A 25,598-nucleotide genomic window follows, 5' to 3' on the forward strand; every position below is an offset into this window, starting at 1 on the left:
AAATGTTCATCCAGAGCGCCCCGGAATCGCGGCAGCCAAGGACATATCCTTGGCGTTGTGCTAAAATGTTCACTGAAATATTTTACTTAATTCCTTTAAAAAACATTTAATTACGCAAATTCAGTGAACAACTGTTGACACGGCGTGTCTTAGGGAACAAGATGGTACACACTTGTTCACCAACAGGGCTGCCGATGAACACCGCCAACAACAGCAACAGCTTCCTGAAGTCCGGCCTGCGCCGCGTACTCAGCTCGCGCCTGGCCGAGACGCTGACCACGCCGCACGGCGTGGACCGCTACCTGGAGCTGTTCAATCCCACCTGGTCCGTGCACGAGGTGCGTGCCGAGGTGGTCGCCGTGAAGCACGGCACCGCCGACAGCGTCACCCTGACACTGCGTCCCAACGGCAACTGGCAGGGCTTCCGCGCCGGCCAGTTCCTGCGCCTCACGGTCGAGATCAACGGCGTGCGCCGCATGCGCTGCTACTCGCCGGCCAACTCCGTGCACGCCGCCGACGGCCTGATCGAGCTCACCGCCAAGGCTCACGCCACCGGCTTCGTCTCGAAGCACCTGAAGCAGGGCCTGCAGCCCGGCACCGTGGTGACCCTGTCGCAGGCCGACGGCGTCTTCGCGCTGCCGGACCAGCGTCCGGATCGCGTGCTGCTGATCAGCGGCGGCTCGGGCATCACCCCGGTGATGTCCATGCTGCGCACCCTGCTCGACGAGAAGCACCAGGGCCGCATCACCTTCCTGCACTACTGCAACACCGCGCTGGACATGATCTACGCCAGCGAGCTGGCGCTGATCGCCGCGCAGCACGCCAACGTCGAGCTGATCCGCTGCTACGCGCAGCCGGAGCAGGGCGGCGAACTGCAGGGCTTCTTCAGCCGCGAGCAGCTGCGGGCCGCCGTGCCGGACTATGCCGAGGCCACCGCCTTCCTCTGCGGTCCGCCCGCGATGATGGCCGCCGTCGAGAAGGTCTGGGCCGAGGACGGCCTGGGCGACCGCCTGCACCTGGAGCGCTTCACCGCCGCCCCGCTGGTGATCGACGGCGGCAGCGCCGAGGGCGAGGTGCGCTTCGCCCGCAGCGAGCGCCTGGCCGTGAACAGCGGCGCCACCCTGCTGGACCAGGCCGAGGCCGCCGGCCTGCGTCCCGAGTCCGGCTGCCGCATGGGCATCTGCAAGGCCTGCACCTGCCGCAAGACCCACGGCGTCGTGCGCGACGCGCGCACCGGCGAGCTGAGCGAAGCCGGCGAACAGGACATCCAGATCTGCGTGAGCGTGCCCGTGGGCACCGTCACCCTGGATATTTGAGAACGAACACGAGAAGGACAGACACCATGGGCATCTTTCAGAAGCTGACTCCGGAACAGTTCGAAGCCATCGGCACCGAGCTGGACGCCATCCGCAACCGCGTGCTCGCCGACCTGGGCGAGCGCGACGCCCGCTACATCCGCGGCCTGGTCAAGCGCCAGCGCCAGCTGGAAGTCGCCGGCCGCGTGATGCTGATGATCCCGCCGGCCTGGCCGCTGGGCGTCGCCGCGCTGGGCGCGTCCAAGATCCTGGACAACATGGAGATCGGCCACAACGTCATGCACGGCCAGTACGACTTCATGGGCGATCCCGCGCTGAACTCGCAGAAGTTCGACTGGGACACCAGCGACACCGCCCGGAACTGGAAGCACACGCACAACTACGAGCACCACACCTACACCAACGTGCTCAACCGCGACCACGACGTGGGCTACGGCCTGCTGCGCATGTCCGAGGACCAGGCCTGGGAGCCGCGCTTCCTCGCCAACCTGCCGCTGACGGTGATCCTGCACACCTTCTTCCAGCACTTCGTCGCCGTGCAGAACCTCAAGCTGGAGAACTACCTGGTCTACAAGACCAAGACCGGCGCGCAGCTGCGCGAGGAGTTCAAGCCGGTGTGGAAGAAGATGCGCAAGCAGCTGGCCAAGGACTACGTGTTCTTCCCGCTGCTGGCCGGCCCGCTGGCGCCGCTGGTGTTCGTCGGCAACGTCGCCGCCAACCTCACCCGCAACGTCTGGGCCTGCGCGGTGATCTTCAACGGCCACTTCCCGGAAGACGTCGAGCAGTTCCCCGAGTCGGTGATCGAGAACGAGACCCGCGGCCAGTGGTACGTGCGCCAGCTGCTCGGCTCGGCCAACTTCAGCGGCGGCAAGCTCATGCACATCATGAGCGGCAACCTCAGCTTCCAGATCGAGCACCACCTGTTCCCGGACCTGCCGGCGCACCGCTACCAGGAAATCTCGCCGGAGGTGCAGGCCATCTGCCGCAAGTACGGCCTGCCGTACAACACCGGTTCGTTCCTCCGGCAGACCCTCAGCACCTGGAAGCGCATCGCCAGGCTGTCGCTGCCCGGACGCCGCAAGCCGGCCACGGGCGCCGCCGTGCCGGCCAACGACGCCGAGTCGCCGCGCGAACTGCCGCTGGCGGCCTGAGCATGGCTCGCCAGCAGGCTCCAGGGCTGGACGAGGCCGCCGAGGCCGAGCTGGAATCCAGCGCCGCCCGCATCGCCCAGATCATCGCCGCCGCGGCGTACGAGGTCAGCATCGAGGTAGCGCGCTGGCCGGAAGAACTGCGCGAGCAGGCGGCGGCGGGATTCAAGATGCGGCCGCGCACGCAATAGCGCGCGGGCTGTTCTCCGCGCGCCCTGCGGGAGCGGGGCGGGGAAGAAGGGCGGGTGCAAGCATGGATGGCGTGCCGCTCGTGCCCGCTCTCCCGCAAGCGGAGAGGGAAGGCCCGCGATGACGCCATCCCCGGCGGGCGGCCTTCAGTCATCGCCCGGGCGCGCCGGATCGCGCTCCCGCAGCATCCAGAAGTCGATCTGCCCGAGACTGGCCGCCAGTTCCAGCCGGGCCAGCCGCCAGCGCGTGCGCGCCAGCACCTCCTGCTGCTGCGCGGTCGCCAGGTCGGACTGCGCCCGCAGCAGCTCCAGGATGTTGCCCACGCCCGCCTGGTAGCGTCCCGACGCCAGCTCGTAGGACTGGCGCGCGCTGTCCAGCAGGCGGCGGCTGGCGCGGCGCGCTTCGGCGCCGCCGCGCACGGCGACGTAGCTGTCCCACACGGCCTGCGCCACGTCCTGGCGCGCGGCCAGCAGCGCCGCCTCGCGTCCCTCCCGCAGCGCCTCCGCCTGGCGGATGCGGTAGGTCCGGCCAAAGCCCTCGAACAGCGGCGCGCTCAGGCGCAGCCCCAGGCTGGACGACTCGATCTGCTGCCGGCTCGACACGCGGTCGATCGGCGTATCGCTGCGCTCGGTGAAGGCCGACAACGCCAGGCTGGGGCGCCCGCCCGCCCGTGCCGCGGTGACCGCGTCCTGCGCCGCCTGCAGCTGCGCCCGCGCCGCCGCGATCCGCGGGTGCAACTGCTGGGCGCGTTCCATCAGCCCGTCGATCTGCGCCGCGGCCTCGGGGCCATCGGCCATCGCGCTGCCGGCCTCCGGCAGCAGGATCGGCGTGCCGGGCCGCAGCCCCATCGCCGAGGCGACCGTACCCATCGCGCTGTCGAGCCTTTCCTGTGCGCGGATGCGGTTCAGGCTGGCCTGCGCATGGGCGGTCTGCGCCTGCAGCCGGTCCGCCTCCAGTCCCACGCCCGCCGCGACCTTGGCCTGCGCCACCTCGGCGCTGCGCCGCGCCGCCTCCTCGGCCTGCGTCTCCGTGGCCAGCGAGGCCTGCGCCTGCTCCGCGGCAAAGTAGGCCCGCGCGGTGTCCAGGAACACGGCGAGGATCGTCTCGTTCTGCGAGGCGCAGGCGGCCACGAACAGCGCGCGCTCGCGGCGCAGGTTGGCCGCGCGCAGGCCGAAGTCGTAGAGCACCCACTCCAGGCCCAGCGACTGACCGCTGCTGCGGCCGTCGAAGGAGGAATCCAGCTCCGGCTGGTCCGGGTACTCGCTCTCCACCCGCACCCGGCTGAAGCTGGCCGTGGCGCTGAGGCCCGGCCAGTATGCGGACTGGCCCAGGCCTACCGCCGCCGCCTGCGCCTCCACCGCCGCCCAGGCCTGGCGGGTCTGGGGATGGCGGCAGAGCGCCTGGCGCACCGCATCCAGCGGCGTCAGGGGCTGCGGCAGCGCGTCGGCGCAGGGCAGTTCCAGGCTGGCCAGGCGCTCGCTCACCGGCAGCGGCAGCCGGCGCGCGGTGGACAGCGGGTCCTCGCCCAGGTCGGCTGCGGCGGTGCCCTGCAGCGCCCCGACGCAGAGCACCGCCAGCGCGATCCATCGCCTGCGGCGCCGCTCAGCCATGCGCCGCCATCCGCGGCTCGCCGGGCGGCGGCATTGCCGCGTCCTGCAACAGCCGCCCCTGCGCCAGCGCGATCACCCGGCCGGCCGAGGCGATGGTCTGCGGCCGGTGCGCCACGATGATGCGCGTGATGCGCAACGCGCGCACCGCCTCGTTCACCTGCCGCTCCCGGTCCACGTCGAGATGGCTGGTCGCCTCGTCCAGCACCAGGATCTTCGGGCGCTTGTACAGCGCGCGGGCCAGCAGCACCCGCTGCTTCTGCCCGCCGGAGAGCGCCGCGCCCATGTCGCCGATCATGCTGTTGTAGCCCATGGGCATGGCCTGGATGTCCTCGTCGATCGCGGCGATCCGCGCGCATTCCTCCATCCAGGCGCGATCCGGCCGCGTGTCGAAGAAGCAGATGTTGTCGGCGATGGAGCCGGCGAACAGCACGTCGTCCTGCAGCACCGAGCCGGTGATGCGGCGCAGCTCGTCCAGCCCCGCCTGCTCCAGGCTGCGGCCGCCGACCAGCACCTGCCCTTCCGAGGGCGGCATCAGCCCCAGCAGCACGTGCAGCAGCGAAGTCTTGCCGCTGCCCGAGGGCCCCACGATGGCCACGCATTCCCCGGGCGCGATGCGGAACGACACATCATCCAGCACCCAGGGCTCCTGATCGGCATAGCGCAGCCGCAGGTTCCGTACCTCCAGCGACGGCTCCAGCTCCGGCGTGCTTCCGGGCGCCAGGCCGCGGGTGGTCTCCGCCGCCGACAGCAGGATGTCGGCCAGGCGCTCGCCCTGCAGGCGCAGCATGCGCAGCTCGATCAGCTTGTCGATCAGCGCGCTGACGCGGGTGTCGAATTGCGCCTTGTAGGCGATGAACGCCAGCAGCATGCCGATGGTGAAGTCCTGCTCCATCACCAGCCGCGCTCCCAGCCAGATCACCAGGATGTGCTCGATGCCGAACAGCAGCCCGTTCAGCGCCTGCACCAGCAGCGTGATCCTGCTGGAGCGCAGCTCCGCGTTGACCTGCTCCACCATCAGTCCCAGCCAGCGCGAGCGGCGCTCCTCCTGGCGCTGGAAAAGCTTGATCGCCTTGATGCCGCGCATCGTCTCCAGGAAGTGGCCCTGCTGCTTCGCCGCGTGGACGATCTGCTCCTCCGTCGCGCGGCGCAGCGGCGAGAACCACAGCCAGCGGCCCAGCGCATAGAGCGCCATCGCCGCCGCCGCCACCGCGCAGAGCTTCAGGCTGTAGAGCGCCATCAGCAGCAGCGTCACCGCCGCCATCAGGCCGTCGAGGATCGCCTCCAGGAAGGACGTGGTCAGCGTCCGCTGGATCGTCTCGATCGAACCGAAGCGCGATACCACGTCGCCCAGGTGGCGCTTCTCGAAATACGCCGCCGGCAGGCGCAGCAGGTGCGTGAAGGCGTTGGCGTTCCACTGCACCTTCAGGCGGGTGCCCAGGAACATCAGCACCCAGCCGCGCACCAGCGTCGTCACCTGCTGCATCAGCAGCATCAGCCCGAAGCCCAGCGCCAGGACGTTCAGCAGGTCGCGGTCGGAGGACACCAGCACCTCGTCCGCCACCCACTGCAGCAGGAAGGGGCTGGCGATGAAGAACAGCTCCAGCACCAGCGCCAGCAGCAGCGCCTGTCCCAGCGCCGGATAGAGGCCCGCGATGTCGCCGGTGAGCCGGCGCAGGCTGATCTTCTGCCGCGCCTCGGCGCGCACGAAGTCCGCCCCCGGCCACAGCTCCAGCGCCACGCCGGTGAAGGCCTCCGACAGCTCGTCCATCGGCAGGCGCCGGATGCCGACGGCCGGGTCGAAGATCGTCACGTGGCGCCCGCGGACCTTCTGCAGCACCACGAAGTGGTTGAAGTTCCAGTGCAGGATGCAGGGCAGCCGCAGCTGCGGCACATCCTCCAGGTCCAGCTTCACCGCGCGGCTCGACAGGCCCAGCCCGCCGGCCGCCTGCATCATGTCCGCCAGCCGCGCGCCCTTGAGCGACACGGAGTAGCGCTGCCGCAGCGTCTGCAGGTCCGTGCGCAGGCCGTGATAGCCCGCCACCATGCCCAGGCAGGCCAGCCCGCATTCGGCCGCCTCCGTCTGCAGGATCAGCGGCAGCCGCCGCCCGAAGCCGAAGGAGAGGCCGTCGAGCATCAGACCTTTCCGGACAGCGTGAACAGCGGGTCCAGCACCCACTCGTAGAGGCGCCGGCGCTCCTGCAGGATGTCCGCCTCCACCACCATGCCCGACTGCAGCGGCTGGCGGCGGCCATAGGCCGTCACCGTCTGCCCGTCGAGCTTCACGCGGATCTCGTACAACGGCTCGCCGCCCTGCGGAGCCGGATTCAGCGCCGCGATCTCCGCGGGCGACACCGCCGTCCGCGAGATCCAGGACACCACGCCGCCGTAGTGGCCGAACTTCTGGTACGGATAGGCCTGGTAGCGCAGCAGCACACGGTCGCCCGCGCGCACGAAGCCCACCGCGCGGCTCGGCGCGAACAGGTGGGCCTCCAGCAGCGAGTGGTCCGGCACGATGGACAGCAGCGGCCGCTGCCCGTCGATGCCCTGGCCCACGTCCGCGTTCAGCGCCGTGGCCGTGCCCGACTGGGTCGCGGTGATCACCAGGTATTGCGCGCCCAGCTCATGCGTCAGCGCCACGCGTTCGCGCTCCAGCGCCTGCAGCCGCGCCTGCTGGTCCAGCAGGTCTTCCTGCTTCTGCTGCAACTGCTCGGCGGAGATGTAACGCCGCGCCAGCAGGTCCTGGTAGGAGCGCAGCGTCCGGCGGCTGAGCTCCAGACGGCTCTGTTGGTTGCCGATCTGCTCGCCGAGGATATCGAGCTGGCGGCGCAGCTCCTCCGCCTTGGATACCAGCAGCCGGCGCTCGCCACCCAGGCCGCCGGGCCGGTCGCCCGACACCACGAACAGCACATCGCCGGCCCTGACCCGCTGGTTCTCGCGTACCCGCCGCTCCAGCACCACGCCGGGGCGAGGCGAATACAGCTTGATGAGGCCCGCGTCGGGCAGCAGCTGTCCCGTCACGGTACTGTGCCGCGTGTAGCTGCCGAGGAGGAAGAACGCCAGCACGATGCCGGCGAAGGCCGCGCACATCGCCGTCAGCAGGCGATACGAAGGCGGCTGCACCAGGATGATCTTGCCCAGCGGCGTGACCGCCTGCGCATCCAGCGCCGCCTTGCGATAGAGGGAAGACATCGCACACCTTTGGCCGCAGGCCGTCGCCCTTCATCGGCATCCCGGAGGACGCGGCGGGAGTTTTCGCATCACATGGAAGAAGGCCGCGGCCGGACCCGGCACGCGCCCCGCGACAAGGGCAGGAATGTCGCTCGGGAAGGTCGGGTCACCTCAGCCCGCCTTCCCTCTGCGCCACTCGCCGCTACCGCTTCAGTGCGCCCAGAAGGCCGCCGGTCAGCTTCGTCAGCGTGCTGAGGAGGTTGGTCACCAGCGGCGTCGTCAGCAGTTTCCCGACCACCGTCAGCACCCCACCCAACAGACCGCTCACCAGATCGGCACCGCCCGAAACCATGGAAACCTCTTCGCGGCTCAGTTCCTGAATTGCCATGTCACGACTCCATTCGCAGGTTGATTACGCTCTTGAACGACAGGGAGTTGCCGAGCGTGAAGGCAACGGTGAAGAGAGTCCCCCGATCGACTCTGCACGCCTACGGCGCGATGCGGGATTTATTTAGCAACCCATGTGCCACGTTTATGGCGATTGGCCCCGCGGGAGAGCGGCAGGCGCCGCCGCCGGTCGGCCCGTTGATACCGCTGATTCCTGACGGAAGTGTGGCCGGCCCATCGCGCGGTGGGCTGCACCATAAAGCTACACGGTCACTCGCTTGCCGAGCACCGCAATGGCCTCCTGCAGCTGCGGCAGCCAGGCCGGCCGCTCCACCAGCTCGAAGTCGCCGGCGAACATCAGCTGCGCCGCCATCGCCTCCACGCTGTCCGCGCCGGTGGACAGGATGCAGCTCGCCGGGCCCTCGTGCTCCAGCATGCCCGCCCAGGGCGGCAGCTTCTTCGACAGCTCCTGCATCGAGCCGCGCAGGCGGATGCGCAGCTGGTACTCGAAGGGAGAGAACGAGATGGCCTGCTTCACGTACTCCGCCAGGTCCATCGGCGGCGTGCGCGGCGTGAAGCGCGGCCCCGCCTGCAGCGGCCCGCTCATGCGGTCGCTGCGGAAGGTGCGCCAGTCGCCGCGCTGCAGGTCCCAGGCCACCAGGTACCAGCGCCGCCCGGCGTTGGCCAGGCGCATCGGCTCCACGCGGCGCTGCGTCACGCGCCCGCCGCGGTCGCGGTAGCCAAAGCGCAGGCACTGCTGGTCGCGGCAGGCCGCCGCGCTGCGCGTCAGCAGGTCGGCATCCGCCATCGGCTCGCCGCTGCGCAGCGAGATCGTCACCGCATGCAGCGCGCTGGCGCGCCGCCGCAGCCGCGCCGGCAGCAGCTGGTCCATCTTCGCCAGCAGCCGCATCGCCGTCTCCTCGATGCCGCCCACGCTGGCCGCCGCCGCGCGCAGCGACACCGCCACGGCCACCGCCTCGTCGTCGTCCAGCAGCATCGGCGGCAACTCCGCGCCGCCTCCCATCTGGTAGCCGCCGCCCACGCCGGCCGAGGCCTGCACCGGGTAGCCCAGTTCGCGCAGCCGCTCCACGTCGCGCCGCAGCGTGCGCGGGTCGATCTCCAGGCGCTCGCTCAGTTCGCGCCCGGACCAGTAGCGGCGGCTCTGCAGCAGGGCGATCAGGCGCAGCAGGCGGGAAGACGCAGTCAACACGCGAGGCCCTTGCTGCTCACAGGGCCGCCGACTTCGTCGGCCGAATCGGCGCCGGCTGGTTCGTATCGCGCCCGACTTGCGCTTCGATCGCCCGATGGTTCCGGCCATCGGGCCCTCTCCAGCCCGCCCAGCACGATCCGCCCTGCGCCATCGCCCGATCCCCCTGCGAGAAAGAAGGGGCCAGCCTATCGAGGGCCGAATCTGTCCGCAATTGGCATTAGGCTTCCGTCCGTGGTCCAAACACGGCAGTCACGCCAAGGAGGCTTCACATGAGCAATCGCAAGATCACGTTCTTCCACGCCACCCAGTCCCGCTCCGGCTCCACCCTCGCGCTCCTGGAAGAGCTGGGCGCCGACTACGAGCTGAAGGTGCTGGACCTGAAGAAGAACGAGCAGCGCGGCCCGCAGTACCTCGCCGTCAATCCCATGGGCAAGGTCCCCGCCATCGTCCACGACGGCGTCCTGGTCACCGAGCGCGTCGCCATCACCGTCTACATGGCCGATCTCTACCCGGAAAAGGGCCTGGCGCCCGCCATCGGCGACCCGCTGCGCGGCCCCTACCTGCGCTGGCTGGCCTTCTACGCCGGCTGCTTCGAGCCGGCCATCGCGGACCGGATCAACGGCAACACCCCGCCTTCGGCCAGCTCCTCGCCCTATGGCGACTACGACACCGTGATCGATACCCTGGCCGCGCAGTTGGAGAGAGGCCCCTGGCTGCTGGGCGAGCGCTTCACCGCCGCCGACGTGCTCTGGGGCACCGCGCTGCGCTGGACCATGATGTTCGGCGCCGTTCCCAGGCTTCCGGTCTTCGAGACCTACGCCGCCCGCGTCTGCGAGCGTCCCGCGCTGAAGCGCGCCGCCGAGTTCGACGCCCGCCTGCTCGCCCAGCAGCAGGCCGCTTGAATCATCTCCCAGGCCTTCCCGCCGTTCGTGCCGAGCCTGTCGAAGCATGAACGGCCCCCACCGGAACCCACACGCCATGCCCACCACCACCTACCACGGCTCCTGCCACTGCGGGGCCGTCCGCTACGAGGCCGACATCGACCTTGCCGCCGGCACCAGCAAGTGCAACTGCTCCATCTGCAGCAAGGCCCGCCACTGGGGCACCTCGGTCAAGCCCGAGGCCTTCCGCCTGCTCTCGGGTGAAGACGCCCTGCGCGACTACCAGTTCAACAGCCGCAGCATGCATCACCTGTTCTGCGGCAGCTGCGGCATGCGGCCCTTCGGCCGCGGCGACATACCGGAGCTGGGCGGCGCCTTCGTCTCCATCAATCTCGCCTGCCTGGACGATCTCGATCCGGCCGTGCTGGCGGAATCACCGGTGACCTATTGCAATGGCCGTGACAATGACTGGTGGCACGCACCGAAGGAAGTGCGGCACCTGTAGCAGACGGCCAAGGCGCTCTCGCCTACGGAAGCGCGCCGGGCCAGGGAGGCGGCCCGCCCCTACCACTCCGGGATCACCTCCGGGCAGGGCGAGGCCTTCGCGTCCAGCATCTTCAGGATCTCCGCCGCCTTGCGCGCGTAGCGGTCCGCCGCTTCCTCCGGCCGGTGCGCGCGCTCGAAGGCCACGGCCGCGCAGGCGGTCCAGGCCTGCGCGTTGACGGGTTCGCTTTGCGAACGGCGCTGGTACTCCTCCGCCAGCGCCGCGTAGCGGCGCTGCTCCTCGTCCTGCGCCACCGGGTTCACCGGCGGCGGGCCCAGCACCGTCTTCGGCGGCACCGCGAGCGGCGCCGGCTCCGGGCTCGCTTCGGCCGGCGCATCCTCCGGCCCCGGCTCGCGCTTCAGGTAGGTCGGCGGATCGCTGCTGTCCGGCTTGCTGGCCTTCAGCGTGTACGCGTCCACGACCTCCATGGCATAGCGGATGTTGCGGTTGTTCTCGTTGACGAAGACGTAGTAGCCCGGACGCTCCTCGCGGTAGACCGAGGTCTTGTAGATCTCGCGCAGCGTCAGCTGCCCCGGCGTGAACTCCGCGTCCACCGCGTAATGGCTGCCCGCGAGCACATAGCGCCCGTTCACGCCGGAGGCGGCAAGCGCCGCGCCGGAGAAGAACAGGGTGAGCAGGCAGAGAAGGCGGGCGATCATGGCGCGGGCTCGTGCAGTTCGCCCGGATGCTAGCGCCGGCTGAAGCGTCCGTCAGCTTTGCGCCGCAGGCCAAAAATTCCGATCATTCCGCGGTCCGCGACAGGGAAGGGGTTCCCGCGCGGAAGATTCGCCCTTCATCCTTTCCGGGGAAGCCATGAGCCTTGTTCCATCCCGCACGCGCCGCGCCGGCGTGTTCGCCGCACTGCTGCTGTCCGCCGTTGCCGGCGCCCGCGCGCAAGAGCCGGAGGTCCGGACGCCGCCCGCCGCCGAGGCCGCCGCGCCGGTCGACGCCGCCACCTGGGGCGTCTACGCCACGCTGGCCGACAGCACCGTCAAGACTGTGGAAGAAGACCGCTATGCCATCTCCGTGCGCTGGAAGGAGCGCGGCAAGTCGATCATCGAGGAATGGAAGCACCCGCAGACCGGCGTCGTCGCCTCCAGCGCCACCATCGTGCCCGGCGACACTCCCGGCAGCCTGGTCTACACCAACGCCATGGGCTCCTGGTACGGCGGCGTCGAGCCCGACGGCTCGGTGAAGCTGGCCCGGAAGGGGCTGATGAAGTTCCCCATGCAGGTCGCCATGGTGTCACCCGGCAAGGCCGAGTACCGCGGCCAGACCCTGGGCATCTCCACCACCACCACCGTGCGCCTCCTCAGCGCCGCAGAAGCCGAGGCGGAGCGCAAGGCCAACATCGTCTGGCCGGCCTTCCCGGCGATGCCGGACATTGCGTCCATCCCGCAGTTCGCCGCCGCCCGCGCGCTGTACCAGGAGCTCACCGCCGAAGGCTGGGCGCCCGCCGCCTCGCTCGCCGGCATCCAGGGCGCCGTGCAGCTCGCCGACGGCCGCGGCATCGACGAGATTCCCGGCAAGCTGTTCTGCGAAGACCACGCCGGCCCGGTCGAGGTCAGCTACATCCACTGGAAGGAAGCCACCCAGTGGCTCGCCGCCTTCCGCGGCAAGGGCGCGGACTGCGCCGCACAGAAGAGCGGCAGCATGCGCGGCATCTACAAGATCGCCACGCCCAAGGGCTACGCCATCATGATCGGCAACATCGCCGTCGCACGCCGCAACCTGCGCGTGCGCGCCGCCGGCGAGGCCGTGCGCATCGAGCCCGACGGTTCCGTGTTCCTCGGCGACGTGCGCGCCGACCTGGGCAACCAGTTCATCGCGCGCGCCGTCTGGCGTCCCAACTACGCCCTGGTCATCAACACCTTCGACAAGTCGCTCTACCAGCAGGGCCCCATCCCCGGCCAGTGGAGCTGGCCCGGCATCGGCCACATCCAGGCGCAGATGACCGGCGGCTTCCCCGTGGCCGACCAGGAGGCCAGCTTCGTCGCGCAGGACGGCAGCTACCGTGTCACCGGCAAGCTCCTCCACGGCGACAAGCCGGCCGGCACGCTGATGCGCCCCCGTGCCACGGAGTCCTATCTCTATCTCGGCGGCACGCTGCGCATCGAAACCCGCGCGGAAACCGCGCTCGGCCCTGCCGGCAAGTACCTCTGGGCCGGCATCCTGCAGCCCGGTGCCCTGCCGCCGCTGGCGCAGCCGGAGCCCGGCACGCTCGCCCAGCACGCCGGCCGCTTCGCCGCCTGCCCCTACCAGGCGCCGGTGCCGCAGGGCTGGCTCGCCTTCTCTCCGGGCTGCGAGAGCCAGCCCACGCGCCTGCAGGCCTGGTCCGTGGACGGCCGCTATCGCATGACCTTCTCGGAGGGCGAGAAGACCCTGCTGGAGCAGTTCAACCCCATGCTGCCCGGCACCGTCGCGCAGTCCTGGCGCGCCAGCGCCTTCACGCGTGACCGCGTCCCCGCCGTGGAAGGCCCGGGCGAACTGCTGCGCGGCGGGCACGTCGTCTTCTCCGGCGGATTCTCCGGCCTGTCGCCGGACGGCGAGGGCAGTTGCCGGGACACCGGCGCCGAATTCGCCGAGCCCTGCAGCTGGGCCGCCGGCGAACGCGTGGACGCGATCTGGCTCGCGCGCCAGGAGCAGGCCAAGCTCGACGGCCGCCGCCATGCGGACGCCATGGCCAAGCTCCAGGCGGAAGCCGAAGCCAAGGCCCGCGCCGAGGCCGCCGCCGCGGCCGAGCGCCAGCGCCAGGAACAGCTGCGCGCCCAGCAGGCCGCCGCGCAGAAGAGCGACAGCGGCTTCCAGTGGGGCAAGCTCGCCGCCATGGGCGTGGGGGCCCTGGCCGCCGGCATCGCCGACGTGGACGCCGCCACCCAGCTCGACGTGATGACCCGCATGGTCGCCGACAGCGCCCCCGGCGCCCAGGGCATGAGCAACCTGCAGGGCATGAGCGCCAGCCGCGCGCCGGGCGCCAGCGGCGGCGCCGGCACCGCCTCCGCCAAGCCCGCGCTGCAGCAGTACCAGATGAGCGGCAGCTGCCCCAGCGGCACCGCCATCAACATCTCCATTCCCTACCGCACCCAGGGCTGCCTCGCCGCCAAGAAGGAATTCACCCGCATCTACGCCTGCAACGAGGTGGACGACTTCGCCCGCGCCCACCAACAGTGCAGCAGCGCCTGCGGCCATCCCAACTGCGACGAGTAGCGCACGGCGGTACGTGGTTCGCCCGATTCGTCCGGCGGCGAAACTCCCTCGCCCCGCCCGCGGGGCGAGGGCAGGGAGAGGGGCCGCATCCCCGCGTCGAGCGCCGCTGCGCTTCGCGGGGCAGCCCTGCTCGCAGAGTTCCGTTCACACCGACGCCTGGGCTCGTCCAAGGGTCGGACAGCGAACGCAACCGGGGCGGTGGCGCAAGGCGCCGTCCCTGGCTTCCTGCCCGCCCAGTCCCTCCCGCACTGCCGCCCCAATCAAAAATCAACAACACTGTTGACGATAAATCCCTCGCTGGGGTAGCTTCTGCGCGCTGACAGAACCAGAACGCGGAGGAGCGGGTCGCCATGTCACTTGCAGGCAAAGTCGCCATCGTCACCGGCGCGGCATCGGGCATCGGCCTGGCCGCCGCCCGCCGCCTGGCCCAGGCCGGCGCCGCCGTCGCCATCTGGGACCTCAACGAGGCCGGCGCCCAGGCCGCCGCCGCCGACCTGGTGAAGCAGGGCCACCGCGCCATCGCCTCGCGCGTGGACGTGTCCAGGCGCGCCGACGTGGACGCCGCGACCCAGCTCGCGCGCGAGCAGCTCGGCCCCATCGGCATCCTGGTCAACAACGCCGGCATGTCCGCGTTCACGCCGTTCATGGACATCACCGAGGAACTCTGGGACCGCATCATGACGGTCAACCTCAAGAGCGTGCTGCTCTGCACCCAGGCCGTGCTGCCCGACATGCTCGCCGCCAAGTGGGGCCGCATCGTCAACGTGTCCTCGTCCAGCGCGCAGTCCGGCGCCGCCACCATGGTCCACTACTCCGCCTCCAAGGGCGGCGTCATCGCCTTCACCAAGTCGCTGGCGCAGGAGCTGGCGCCCACCGGCATCACCGTCAACAACGTCCCGCCCGGCTTCGTCGACACGCCGATGCTGCGCGAAAGCCTCAAGGACAAGGTCGACATGATCGCCGCCGCCTCGCCGATGAAGCGCGCCGGCAAGCCGGAGGACATGGCCGCCGCCATCGCCTTCCTCGCCTCCGACGAGGCCGGCTACATCACCGGCCACACGCTCAGCGTCAACGGCGGCCGCTACTCCAACTAAGACACCGGAACGCGCGAGCGCGCAGCCCATGACCGACAAGACCCTCGACTGTTCCGATATCGACCGCTACCTCGGCAAGCCGATGCAGCCGGGCCGCACGCGCGATCCCGTCGCCCCCAACGACATCCGCCGCTGGGCGCAGGGCATGCATTACCCCAACCGCCTGCACTACGACGACGACTTCGCCCTGGAGAGCCGCTACGGCCGCCTCGTCGCGCCGCAGTCCTTCCCCGTGGCCACGGACGACGGCCACGGCGCCGCGCCCTGCTGCGTCGGCACCATCCCCGACTCCCACCTGATCTTCGGCGGCGACGAGTGGTGGTTCCACGGCCCGCGCATCTTCGCCGGCGACCTCGTCCGCAACGAGCGCGTGCCGCTGGACTACGTCGTCAAGGAAACCAAGTTCGCCGGCCCCACCTGCTTCCAGCGCGGCGACAACGTCTACTACAACGACCGCGGCGACAAGATCGCCACTCAGCGCTCCACCAGCATCCGCTACCGTGCCGACCTGGCCCGCGAGATGGGCTCGCTGCAGGCCACCGACGACCCCGTCTGGACGCGCGAGCAGATCGAGGAACTGGAGGCCAGGAAGTTCGAATACGTGCAGACCCTGCACGATCTCGGCCACGGCAAGCGTTGGTGGGACGACGTCAGCGTCGGCGACGCCCTGCCGGTGCGCATCTTCGGCCCGCACAGCATCGCCAGCTTCACCACCGAGTGGCGCGCCTACCTCTTCACCATCTGGGGCAGCATGCACCGCCGCACCGACCTGGACCTGGAAGCCCTGGGCTTCACCAAGGACATGGCCGGCCACGAGAACGACCCGGTGATGGAGCGCCAGAATCCGGAACTGACCGACGGCGCCTACTACGGCCCCTCGCGCGGCCACCTGTTCCCCGAATGGGCCCGCACCATCGGCATGCCGCGCGCCTACGGCTACGGCGCCTCCATGGGTGCCTGGATCATCGACTACTTCGCCGGCTGGGCCGGCGAGTGGGGCCGCGTGCTCCACTCCAACGCCGCCTACCGCGGCCCCGCCTTCAGCGGCGACATCACCATCATGACCGCCAGCATCATCGACAAGCGCCTGGACGAGCAGAACCGTCCCATCGTGCAGGTGGACTGCAAGATGGCCAACCAGCTCGGCACGGTGCTGGCCACCGCCAAGGCCGAGATCGAGCTGCCGAAGAAGTAGGCGGAGCCTCGGCTGCAAGAAGGGCGGCCTCATGGCTGCCTTTTTGTTGGTTCTCCCCGAGCATCGGGGGCCACGCTCCTCTCTCTCCCTCGAGGAGACAGCTTGGGGGTGAGGGACACGAGTGGAGTTCGGCGGCGCCTCGATGTCGTCCCCTGCCGAATCCCAAGGGAAACAAGCCTCCACGCGCCCCGTCGGGCATTGCGCCCGCCATTCGGGCCAAATGCCCGCGCCGCCGCGACCCCCGAGGCGTATAGTGGTCCCTTGCGAGCTTGCGGGAGCTTCCCCTTCGCAACCGGCCGGCGAAAGCTTCGCGGCCGCGCCGCATGAGAGGGCAGGGCCCTCCGAGGTAAACCTGTGACCACGCAGACAGGACTGATCGGCGGCGCCGCCGTCTCCCGCTCGGATGAATCGATCAAGCGCGAACTCTCCCTCCATGGAACGCGACACCCCGGATGCAGCCTGCGCCTGGGCATCCGCAACGAAGCGGGCATCGTCTACCGCTGGGCGCGCACCTTCGGCATCCAGCATTTCACGGAAGTGCTCATCGCCATGGCTGGGCTGGGTTTCGTCGACGAGCTTGCCGACGCGGCGATCCCCTGCGAAGGCTTCGACGCCATCCTGGCGCCGGATGCCAACCGGTTCATCAGCGATCCCGAAATCCAGGGGCGGCATTTCCTGCAAGAACAGGCCTGGCGGCCGCAGGGCTGGCCGGCCAGGCTTGCCGCATGAGCCCGAGCCCGCCCCCGAGCACCAGCGCCAGCAAAACCAGGAACAGCTACATCCCGGACCTGTTCACCATCGCCATGGGCGGCGGCACGATCCGCCGCTTCGGCACCATGGCGATTCTCACGCTGCCCGGCGTCGCCCTGGTTACCTCCCGGGACGAGATGCAGCAGCTGCAGCGCTGGGGCCGCGCCCGCAACAGCAGCGGCAACGAGCAGCAGGATCGTGACGAACTGCTCAAGCAGCTGCACACCCTGATCGCGCGCGCCGACGGCAGCGCCGCCACGCGCGGCGCCCCGGACGCCCTGTCGCGCCTGGCCCGGCAGATGCAGGACAGCGGCATGGACATCGCCGCCTGGCTCATCCCCAAGTCCGTGCGGGACCATCTGCCGCCGCCCCGCGTGCAGGAGTCCCCGCCGCCGCTTCCGGTCGCCCTAGCCGTCGGCGTCTAGGCGCTCCACGCGCTCCACGTCCACCTGCAGGCCCGGATGCTTGCGGCGCGCCGCCGCGATCGCCTGCTCCGGGCCCGGCGCCGGCAAGCGCAGCTCAAAGCCCAGTTCCGCCGCCTGCAGCGGCTTGCCGTCGGCCCCCGATCGGCGGCCGCGCCGCGAGAAGTCGAAATAGTCCTTCTCGCGGCCACGGTGGATCAGCCACACGCGATAGATGTCGCTCACGATTGCTCGTCCTTGGATGGGTTCGGCGCAGGCAGGGCTGCGCGGGCGCGGCCCCTGAGTGAGGGTGCCGCCGCCCTGTTCACGGCGCGGCATGCCCGCCCTGGCGAGGCCTGCCAGGGCGCTGCCCGGCGCCCTCAGTGGCCGTGGTCGTCCAGCGGCATGAACTCCGGCGCTTCCTTGCGCAGCGGCGGCAGTTCCGCCTCCTGCAGCACCGCTTCGGAGATGTGCCCGGCGGCGATTTCCTGCAGCGCCACCACGGTGGACTTGTGGTCGCTCCAGGACACCCGCGCATCGGCGCCGCGCGCCAACTGGCGGGCCCGCTTCGCGGCCACCTGGATCAGGAGAAAGGGATTGGGAATCTGCTCGAGGCAGTCCTCGACGGTGACGCGTGCCATGGGCAAACCCGGTGATCGCCGCAAGAGCACGGTGACCCACTATACGCCCTATTCGACGCAGGCGTTTCCCGTGCGCCTGCCCATGCGCCAGGCATGCAAGGGCGGAAACTCAAGGCGGGTCCGCCGGCTCGCTGTCGGCGGCACCAGCATCGGCTTCGGTGCGCGGCGCATCGGCAGGATCCACCTTCCGCGGGCGGCGCTTCACCTCCATGCTCTCGTGGATGTCGTGCGGCACCGACCATTCCCCCGGCTGCATCCCCGCCTGCGACAGGCCGGCGAGCAGGCGGGCCAGTACGGGGCGTGAACCCCGCGTGGCGATGCCGCTGCCGCTGCGGGCCAGCACGGTCTGGAACCGGCCGACGAAAGCCTCGCGGTCGCGGTGGGAGTTGCCGAGAGAGGCTCGCGCCCGCGCCCAGGTCTGCACCTGCTGGAATTCCTGCGCCGTGGTCGCGAAGGCCGACGCCGGCATCGTCACCACGATCAGATCGCCATGACGTGTGGTACGCCCACCGCCGCTGAGGGCGCTGAGCAGAAGATTGAGCTGGAGAGCCACGGAGTGCTCCGGAACGATGCGAGGGCGGCGATAAGCGGCCAGGTCGCAAGGCTGGGAGCGGTCGGAAGCGTGCGGCGCCTGTGCGCCGGACGTGAAGCCAGTGTGCGCTTTTCCGGGCAGGTCTGCCATGCGCGGCCGCAACCTGCGGCGCGGGCATAAAAAAACCGCGCCAGGGGCGCGGTTCTTTGTGCCAACCCGGAAGACCGGATCAGAGCGGGCGAATACGCGTCGCCTGCATGCCCTTGGGGCCGCGGGCCGCGACGTACTCGACCTGCTGGCCTTCGGTCAGCGTCTTGAAACCCGTGCCCTGGATTTCCTTGAAGTGGGCAAAGAGGTCTTCGCCGCCGCCCGCAGGCGTGATGAAGCCGAAGCCCTTGGCTTCATTGAACCACTTGACGGTGCCGGTGGAGGTGTTGCTCATGGATACATTCCTTTAGGTGAAAACGGGCTGGCCGCCCGCGAGGCTGCAACAACAAGGAACGCATCGAGAATTTCAAACCGCGCGAAACGCGGAGGAACTGCTGATAACACTGCTTGAAGCTTGCCCACACAGCATACGGGAACGCGCCTGCTTTGGCCACGCCGCCGGTCGGATGCCCGTATCCCGGCGGGCCCGGCGCCGCTCCAAGCTGTTGTAATGGAGGAAAATGCAGCTGCCGGCCATCAGCTTCGTCCCCTCCCGTTGCGCGAGGGAGGGCGGAGAGGGTGATCCCGAGCCAGGCAACGCAAGAGCCGTCGCCGCGAAGAGGCTCCTGGCCAGAGTTGCCGCTCGTGCTGAGCCTGTCGAAGGACGGGCGGCAACCGGGTAGCCAAGCCCGGGAGCCGTTCACCCTTGCGCAGGCCCGGGGGCGAACGGCAAGGCGGATCTCTCTCTCCATCCCGGATGATCCGGGGTCTTCTCCCGCCACCTTCAGGGGCAAACCCCTCAGCGCGCCGCCACCGCCTGCCCCTGATCCCAGCCGCCGCCCAGGGACTTGTACACCGCCACCGCCGCGGTGTTCACCGACGTCTCCGCCCGCGCCACCGCATCCTCCGCCGCCAGCAGCGTGCGTTCCGCGTCCAGCAGCACCAGGAAGTCCGTGGACCCCGCCTTGTACTGGATGCGCGCCAGCTCCGCCGCGCGCCGCGCCGCCGCCGCCTGCGCCAGGGTGTGCTCCAGCCGCTGGCGCGAGCGGCCCACGCCCACGAAGGCGTTCTCCACCTCTTCCAGCGCCACCAGCACCGCCTGCTCGTAGGCCGCCGCCGCCGCGCGCGTGGCCGCATCCGCCGCGTCCACCCGCGCCGCCACGCTGCCCAGGTCGAAGGCCGCCCAGGAAATCTGCGGGCTCAGCGTCCAGGCGCGATGCGCGCTCTCGCCCAGGTCGCTGAAGCTGCCCACCACGATGCCGGCAAAGCCGTTCACCGACAGCCGCGGGAAATAGTCCGCCTTGGCCACGCCGATGCGCGCCGTCGCCGCATGCAGGGCCGCCTCGGCGCGCGCGACATCCGGCCGGCGCTGCAGCAGCAGGCCCGCGTCGCCCACCGGCAGCGCCCGCGTGATGGCCTCGGTCCGCGTCAGCGCCGGCGGCTGCCAGGCGCCCGGGCGCTGGCCCAGCAGCACCGCCAGGCGGTGCTCCGCGCGCTTCTGCAGGATCTCCAGGTCCGCGATCGCCGCCTGCGTCACCTCCAGGCGCGCCGTCGCGCTGGCGCTCTCCAGCTCCGTGCCGCGGCCCAGCCGGCGGCGCACCTCGGTCAGGCGCAGCGTCTCCGCCTGCGTGTCGCGGTTGCGCCGCGCCACGTCCAGCTGCTCAGCCGCGCCGCGCCATTCGAAGTAGCGCAGCGCCACCTCGGAGGCCACCACCACCTGCGCCTCGCGCAGCCCGGCCGCCGCGCCGTCCGCATCCGCCCGCGCCGCTTCCACGCCGCGGCGCACGCGCCCGAACAGGTCCAGCTCCCAGGCGGCGTTGAAGCCGAAGCGCGCGTTCTCCACGTCGGTGCGCGGGCCGGTGTAGCCCGGCTGCGCCGCCGGCGTCAGCGGCTCGCGGCCGTGGTTGAGCTGGCCGTTGGCCGTCACCACCGGGAACTGGTCCAGCTTCTGGTCGCGGAACAGCGCACGGGCCTGCTGCACGCGGGCCACCGCCACCTCGATGTCGCGGTTGGCCGCCAGCGCCTGCTCCACCAGCGCGCTCAGCGTCTCGTCGCCCAGCAGCTTCCACCAGCGCGCCTCGTAGCCCTCGCCCGTCACCACCGCCGCATCGGCGTTGTGGAACGCGGCCGGCGCCGTCTCCGGGGCCCGGTAGTCCGGCCCCACCGCGCAGCCCGCCAGGGCCACTGCCGCCAGCATCGGCACCAGCAGCTTCATCCAGGCCTCCCAGGCCGATCCGCGCCCGCCCACGGCGATCGAAGTTTCCAGGTTCATGACACCACTCCATGATCCAGGCGCGCGCCCAGGTCGGGCGGCGCCGGCAAGGCCATCGGCCGGTTGCTGCGCGCATGCACGAAGCGCCGCACCAGCCAGTAGAACACCGGCGTCATCGCCAGGCCGAACAGCGTCACGCCGATCATGCCCGCGAACACCGCCACGCCCATCGCCTGGCGCATCTCGGCGCCGGCGCCGCTGCTGAACACCAGCGGCACCACGCCCATGATGAAGGCCAGCGAGGTCATCAGGATCGGCCGCAGGCGCAGGCGGCAGGCCTCCAGGATCGCGTCCATCAGCGGCAGGCCGCGCTCCTCCGCCTCCTTGGCGAACTCCACGATCAGGATCGCGTTCTTGCAGGCCAGGCCCACCAGCACGATCAGGCCGATCTGCGTGAACACGTTGTTGTCGCCGCCCCACAGCCAGACGCCGGCAATGGCGCTGAACAGCACCATCGGCAGGATCAGGATCACCACGAAGGGCAGGCTCCAGCTCTCGTACTGCGCCGCCAGCACCAGGAAGGCCAGCAGCACGCACAGCGGGAAGATCAGCAGCGCCGTGTTGCCCGCGATCAGCTCCTGGTAGGCCAGCTCCGTCCACTCGTAGGCCATGCCGTTGGGCAGCTCCTCCTGCACGATCTTCTCGATCAGCTTCTGCGCCTGCCCGCTGGAGGTGCCCGCCGCCGGGCCGCCGTTGATCTCGGCGGTGACGTAGCCGTTGTAGTGCATCACCCGGTCCGGCCCCGCCGTCTGGCGCAGCGTGATGAAGGTGGACAGCGGCACCATCTCGCCGCGGCTGTTGCGGATCTTCAGCCGCGCCACGTCCTCCGGCTGCAGGCGGAAATCCATGTCCGCCTGCGCGTTCACCTGGTAGGTGCGCCCGAAGCGGTTGAAGTCGTTCACGTACAGCGAGCCCAGGTAGATCTGCAGCGTCTCGTTGATCGCCTGCACGCTCACGCCCTGCGCCTTGGCCTTGTCGCGGTCGATGTCGGCAAAGAGCTGAGGCACGTTGATCTGGTAGCTGCTGAACAGGTTCGCCAGCCCCGGCTCCTGCCGCGCCCGCTCCAGGATCTTGTTCGTGACCGCGGACAGCTCCTCGAAGCCGAGCCCGCCGCGGTCCTCCAGCTGGATCTTGAAGCCGCCGATGGTGCCCAGGCCCGGCACCGGCGGCGGCGGGAACACCGCGATGAACGCCTCCGGGATGCCCTTGAACTGCTCGTTGAGCTGGTCCGCGATCGCGTTGCCGCTGAGCTCCGGGCTCTTGCGCTCGCTGAAGTCGGTGAGCGTGGCGAACACGATGCCGGCATTGGGCGCATTGGTGAAGCCGTTGATCGACAGGCCCGGGAAGCCCACCGCGGACTGGATGCCCGGCTGCTTCATCATGATCTCGCCCATGCGGCGCATCACCTCCTCGCTGCGGTCCAGCGTCGCCGCCTCGGGCAGGTTGGCAAAGGCCACCAGGTACTGCTTGTCCTGCTGCGGCACGAAGCCCTCCGGCACCGCCTTGAAGCCCAGCGCCGTCAGCCCCAGCAGCCCCGCGTACACCGCGAGCACGATCGCCGAGCCCCGCGTCAGCCGCCGCACGCCGCCCACATAGCGCTCCGAGGCCGCGCCGAAGAAGCGGTTGAACGGCCGGAACAGCCAGCCCAGCGCGGCGTCGATGCCGCGCTGCAGCCGGTCCTTGGGCGCGCCATGCTCCTGCAGCAGCACCGCCGACAGGGCAGGGGACAGCGTCAGGGAGTTGAAGGCCGAGATCAGCGTGCTGATCACCACCGTCAGGGCGAACTGCTTGTAGAACTGCCCCGTCAGGCCGCTGATGAAGGCCGTGGGCACGAACACCGCGCTCAGCACCAGGGCCGTGGAAATGATCGGCCCCGTCACCTCGCGCATCGCCTGGCGCGTCGCCTCCAGCGGCGACTTGCCCTGCTCGATGTTGCGCTCCACGTTCTCCACCACCACGATCGCGTCATCCACCACGATGCCGATCGCCAGCACGAAGCCGAACAGCGTCAGCGTGTTCAGCGAGAAGCCGATGGCATGCATCACCGCGAAGGTGCCCACCAGGGACACCGGCACCGCCGCCAGCGGGATCAGGCTGGCGCGCCAGTTCTGCAGGAACAGGATCACCACCAGCACCACCAGCAGCATCGCCTCGAACAGCGTGTGCACCACCGCCTTGATCGAGCCGCGCACGAACACCGTCGGGTCGTAGACGATCTGGTAGTCGAGGCCCTGCGGGAAATCCTTCTTCAGCCGCTCCATGGTCGCGCGGACGTCGTCCGAAATCTGGATGGCATTGGAGCCCGGCCGCTGGAAGATCGGGATGGCCACCGCTGGCTTGTTGTCCAGCAGCGAGCGCAGCGCATAGCTGCTGCTGCCCAGTTCCACCCGCGCCACGTCGCGCAGGCGCGTCACCGCGCCGTCTTCCGCCACGCGCACGATGATGTTGCCGAACTCCTCCTCCGTCACCAGGCGCCCGGCGGAGTCGATGCTGAGCTGGAACTCCGCCGCGTTCGGCGCCGGCGGCGCGGCGAGGGTACCCGCCGCCACCTGCTGGTTCTGCTCGCGGATCGCCGTCACGATCTCGCTGGCCGTGAGCCCGCGGCTGGCCACCTTCTCCGGGTCCAGCCACACGCGCATGGAATAGGGCCCGGCACCGAAAATCTGCACGTCGCCCACGCCGTCCAGGCGCGCCAGCTCGTCCTTCACGCGCAGGCGGCCGTAGTTGGAGATGTAGAGCGCGTCATAGCGGTTGTCCGGCGAGAGCAGGTGCACCACCATCGTCAGGTCCGGGCTGGACTTGTTGGTGGTCACGCCCAGGCGCTGCACCTCCGGCGGCAGCTGCGGCAGCGCCTGCGCCACCCGGTTCTGCACCAGCACCTGCGCCTTGTCCACGTCCGTGCCCAGCGCAAAGGTGATGGTCAGCGTGATGGCGCCGTCGGCCGTGGACTGGCTGAACATGTACTGCATGCCTTCCACGCCGTTGATGCTCTGCTCCAGCGGGCTCGCCACCGTCTCCGCGATCACCTTCGGGTTGGCGCCCGGATAGCTGGCGCGCACCACCACCGTGGGCGGCGTCACTTCCGGGTACTCACTGATCGGCAGCCGCCCCAGCGAAAGGGCGCCCGCGATCACGATCAGCGCCGACAGCACCGCCGCGAAGATCGGCCGGCTGATGAAGAATTGCGCGAAGTTCACTTGCCGCTCCGCTCATCGGTATTGGAGCCCCTCTCCCCCCGGGAGAGGGGTTGGGGCGAGGGACCCCGGGTCGCGGAATCCGCCACGCCTGCAACCGGCGAGACGGTCTTCGGCAAACGCCCCAGCGGAGTGGAAAGCTCCTCGAGATCCGCCTGGGCCACCTGCAATGCCACCGCCTCCGGCCGAGCCTGCGGCGCACGGACGCTCAACTGCCGCCGGTCCTGCCTGGCCGAACCCTCGGAATCCGTCCGCTCCTTACCGGTAGAGCTGCGCTCCGCAGAATCCGTTCGCACTGAGCCTGTCCCACGGGGATTTCCTTCGGTCATCGACGTGTTCACGGATTTCCCCGCAGACCCATCGACCTCCCCCCGTTCGCCCGAAGTCCCAAGCGTGTCGAGGGATCGAAGGGTGGACGGCCCAGGCCCCTCGGTCCCAACCGAACCCACCAACTCCGCCGACGCCGCACCCTCGCCACCCATCGCCACCAGGGTCGGCGCCACCGCGCTCCCCGGCTTCACATGCTGCAGCCCGTTCACCACGATCACGTCACCCGCCTTCAGCCCGGAGCGGATCACCCGCAGGCCGTCCAGCCGCGAGCCGATCTCCACGCCGCGGTACTCCGCGACATTGGCCGGCGTCACCACCAGCACGAACTTCTTGTTCAGGTCCGTGCCGATCGCCTTGTCATCCACCAGCGCCGCCTCGTAGCGCTGCCCGGCCACCAGCCGCACCCGCGCGAACAGCCCCGGCGTGAAATTGCCCGTGGAGTTGTCCAGCGTCGCCCGCAGCCGCACCACGCCGTCCCGCGAGACGTTGTCCACGAAATCCAGCTTCGCCTCGTGCGGCGTGCCCTCGTCCGTCATGCGGCCGGCGAACACCCGCGCGCCATCGCCCTGGCCCAGCGCATCCAGGTAGGTCGCCTCGTCCACGTCAAAGCTCACGTACACCGGGTCCACGCTCACCAGCGTCGTCAGCACCTTGCCGCCGTCCACCAGGTTGCCCGCCGTGATCAGCGCGCGCGACACGCGCCCGTCGATCGGCGCCGTCACCCGCGTCCAGGAGAGATCCAGCTCCGCCGCCTTCAGCGCCGCGCGGGCGGACGCCAGCGCCGCGGACGAGCCCGCCGCCGACGCCACCAACTGGTCCGCCTCCTCCTGCGAGATCGCGTTCTCCGCCAGCAGGGCCACCGCGCGCTGCTTGCGCGAGGCCGCCAGCGCCGCGTCCGCCTGCGCCCGTTCCAGGTCCGCCCGCAGGCGCTCCACCTGGGCCGCGAACGGGCTGGGGTCGATCTGGAAGAGGAGCTGTCCCTTCTTCACCAGCGCGCCCTCGGAGAAGGCCACCTGCTGGATATAGCCCGAGACGCGCGGGCGCACGTCCACGCGCTCCTGCGCCTCGATCTCGCCGGTGAAATCGCGCCAGTCGCTGATCGTGCGCACCGGCACCGCCGCCACCTGCACCGGCGTGGCCGGCGCCGCGGCCGCCTGCTCCTGCGCCTCGGAGATGCCGCAGGCGTTCAACAGCACCGCGGCGGAGGCCAGGCCCAGCGTCAGCACCGCGCGGCGGGCAAAAGCGCCGCGAAAGAGGGGGATTGTTGTAGTCATGAACGGCTCCCAAAATGGTCTAGCGGGGGGTGAGCCCGTGGAGCCGTCCATCTGTCGGGTTCGCCTTGACTCTGGGGGAGGCGCCCTCAACAATGATGTTACGAGACC

General features: G+C 70.1%; 23 protein-coding genes. 10 read left to right on the top strand and 13 right to left on the bottom strand.

Annotated elements, in window-relative coordinates:
* Positions 1-194: 194 nt before the first annotated feature.
* The 3 genes from C3942_RS20700 to C3942_RS20710 are packed head-to-tail and all read left to right on the top strand — an operon-like array spanning position 195 to position 2,655.
* The gene (locus tag C3942_RS20700; protein ID WP_104232275.1) at positions 195-1,316 is read left to right on the top strand and encodes a ferredoxin reductase; all 1,122 of its coding nucleotides are present in this window, start codon (positions 195-197) and stop codon (positions 1,314-1,316) included.
* Positions 1,317-1,342: 26 nt separating this feature from the next.
* Complete coding sequence (locus C3942_RS20705; protein ID WP_104232276.1) at positions 1,343-2,467, top strand: fatty acid desaturase family protein; 1,125 nt, start codon at positions 1,343-1,345, stop codon at positions 2,465-2,467.
* Positions 2,468-2,469: 2 nt separating this feature from the next.
* A complete protein-coding gene (locus C3942_RS20710; RefSeq protein WP_104232277.1) occupies positions 2,470-2,655 on the top strand; it encodes a hypothetical protein in 186 nt (61 codons plus the stop codon).
* A 144-nt stretch (positions 2,656-2,799) separates the two neighbouring features.
* Here C3942_RS20710 and C3942_RS20715 read toward each other — a convergent pair whose 3' ends face one another.
* The 5 genes from C3942_RS20715 to C3942_RS20735 form a co-directional block, all read right to left on the bottom strand.
* Positions 2,800-4,263, bottom strand: a complete 1,464-nt coding sequence (locus C3942_RS20715) for a TolC family protein (protein ID WP_104232278.1) — start codon at positions 4,261-4,263, stop codon at positions 2,800-2,802.
* On the bottom strand, positions 4,256-6,397 hold the full coding sequence (locus C3942_RS20720; RefSeq protein ID WP_104232279.1) for a peptidase domain-containing ABC transporter: 2,142 nt from the start codon (positions 6,395-6,397) through the stop codon (positions 4,256-4,258). The genes C3942_RS20715 and C3942_RS20720 overlap by 8 nt, the downstream gene beginning before the upstream one ends.
* A complete protein-coding gene (locus C3942_RS20725; protein WP_104232280.1) occupies positions 6,397-7,452 on the bottom strand; it encodes an HlyD family secretion protein in 1,056 nt (351 codons plus the stop codon). Before C3942_RS20725 ends, C3942_RS20720 begins: the two co-directional genes overlap by 1 nt.
* 181 nt (positions 7,453-7,633) lie before the next feature.
* Entirely contained in the window at positions 7,634-7,819 is a 186-nt protein-coding gene (locus C3942_RS20730) for a hypothetical protein (protein WP_104232281.1), read from the bottom strand.
* 261 nt (positions 7,820-8,080) lie between these two features.
* Positions 8,081-9,028 carry a helix-turn-helix transcriptional regulator gene (locus C3942_RS20735; RefSeq protein ID WP_366516647.1) on the bottom strand — a complete coding sequence of 316 codons (948 nt, stop codon included), beginning with the start codon at positions 9,026-9,028 and terminating at the stop codon, positions 8,081-8,083.
* Between the two features lie 269 nt (positions 9,029-9,297).
* Here C3942_RS20735 and C3942_RS20740 point away from each other — a divergent pair, with 269 nt between their 5' ends.
* Together C3942_RS20740 and C3942_RS20745 are read left to right on the top strand one after the other, a co-directional pair.
* Positions 9,298-9,930 (top strand): glutathione S-transferase family protein, encoded by a 633-nt coding sequence (locus C3942_RS20740; protein ID WP_104232282.1) that lies wholly within the window; start codon positions 9,298-9,300, stop codon positions 9,928-9,930.
* 76 nt (positions 9,931-10,006) lie between these two features.
* Positions 10,007-10,414 (top strand): GFA family protein, encoded by a 408-nt coding sequence (locus tag C3942_RS20745; protein WP_104232283.1) that lies wholly within the window; start codon positions 10,007-10,009, stop codon positions 10,412-10,414.
* Between the two features lie 59 nt (positions 10,415-10,473).
* On the opposite strand, the gene C3942_RS20750 is transcribed toward C3942_RS20745, so the two are convergent.
* Positions 10,474-11,112, bottom strand: a complete 639-nt coding sequence (locus tag C3942_RS20750; protein WP_104232284.1) for a hypothetical protein — start codon at positions 11,110-11,112, stop codon at positions 10,474-10,476.
* Between the two features lie 154 nt (positions 11,113-11,266).
* Between C3942_RS20750 and C3942_RS20755 the strand changes: the two genes are divergently transcribed.
* From C3942_RS20755 to C3942_RS20775, 5 genes are all read left to right on the top strand, one after another.
* Positions 11,267-13,660: a hypothetical protein gene (locus C3942_RS20755; protein WP_133164384.1), complete on the top strand. Its 2,394-nt coding sequence runs from the start codon at positions 11,267-11,269 to the stop codon at positions 13,658-13,660.
* A 350-nt stretch (positions 13,661-14,010) separates the two neighbouring features.
* The gene (locus C3942_RS20760; protein ID WP_104232286.1) at positions 14,011-14,754 is read left to right on the top strand and encodes an SDR family NAD(P)-dependent oxidoreductase; all 744 of its coding nucleotides are present in this window, start codon (positions 14,011-14,013) and stop codon (positions 14,752-14,754) included.
* A gap of 28 nt (positions 14,755-14,782) precedes the next feature.
* Entirely contained in the window at positions 14,783-15,949 is a 1,167-nt protein-coding gene (locus C3942_RS20765; RefSeq protein WP_104232287.1) for an FAS1-like dehydratase domain-containing protein, read from the top strand.
* Positions 15,950-16,303: 354 nt separating this feature from the next.
* Positions 16,304-16,678, top strand: coding sequence for a hypothetical protein (locus C3942_RS20770; protein WP_104232288.1), 375 nt, complete (start codon positions 16,304-16,306; stop codon positions 16,676-16,678).
* Complete coding sequence (locus C3942_RS20775; protein ID WP_104232289.1) at positions 16,675-17,124, top strand: hypothetical protein; 450 nt, start codon at positions 16,675-16,677, stop codon at positions 17,122-17,124. Before C3942_RS20770 ends, C3942_RS20775 begins: the two co-directional genes overlap by 4 nt.
* Here C3942_RS20775 and C3942_RS20780 read toward each other — a convergent pair.
* From C3942_RS20780 to C3942_RS20810, 7 genes are all read right to left on the bottom strand, one after another.
* Positions 17,107-17,346 (bottom strand): hypothetical protein, encoded by a 240-nt coding sequence (locus C3942_RS20780; RefSeq protein ID WP_104232290.1) that lies wholly within the window; start codon positions 17,344-17,346, stop codon positions 17,107-17,109. The two genes, C3942_RS20775 and C3942_RS20780, sit on opposite strands and share 18 nt — an antisense overlap.
* 134 nt (positions 17,347-17,480) lie before the next feature.
* Complete coding sequence (rpoZ, locus tag C3942_RS20785) at positions 17,481-17,741, bottom strand: DNA-directed RNA polymerase subunit omega (protein ID WP_104232291.1); 261 nt, start codon at positions 17,739-17,741, stop codon at positions 17,481-17,483.
* A gap of 109 nt (positions 17,742-17,850) precedes the next feature.
* The gene (locus tag C3942_RS20790) at positions 17,851-18,294 is read right to left on the bottom strand and encodes a hypothetical protein (protein WP_133164385.1); all 444 of its coding nucleotides are present in this window, start codon (positions 18,292-18,294) and stop codon (positions 17,851-17,853) included.
* A 208-nt stretch (positions 18,295-18,502) separates the two neighbouring features.
* Complete coding sequence (locus C3942_RS20795) at positions 18,503-18,715, bottom strand: cold-shock protein (protein ID WP_104232293.1); 213 nt, start codon at positions 18,713-18,715, stop codon at positions 18,503-18,505.
* Between the two features lie 504 nt (positions 18,716-19,219).
* A complete protein-coding gene (locus C3942_RS20800) occupies positions 19,220-20,692 on the bottom strand; it encodes an efflux transporter outer membrane subunit (RefSeq protein WP_243393696.1) in 1,473 nt (490 codons plus the stop codon).
* Positions 20,689-23,889, bottom strand: coding sequence for an efflux RND transporter permease subunit (locus C3942_RS20805; RefSeq protein ID WP_104232294.1), 3,201 nt, complete (start codon positions 23,887-23,889; stop codon positions 20,689-20,691). Before C3942_RS20805 ends, C3942_RS20800 begins: the two co-directional genes overlap by 4 nt.
* Positions 23,886-25,490: an efflux RND transporter periplasmic adaptor subunit gene (locus C3942_RS20810; protein WP_165797563.1), complete on the bottom strand. Its 1,605-nt coding sequence runs from the start codon at positions 25,488-25,490 to the stop codon at positions 23,886-23,888. Before C3942_RS20810 ends, C3942_RS20805 begins: the two co-directional genes overlap by 4 nt.
* Positions 25,491-25,598: the final 108 nt, after the last annotated feature.

Origin of the sequence: Solimonas fluminis, assembly GCF_002930645.1 — a bacterium.
GTDB classification, from domain to species: Bacteria; Pseudomonadota; Gammaproteobacteria; order Nevskiales; family Nevskiaceae; genus Solimonas_A; species Solimonas_A fluminis.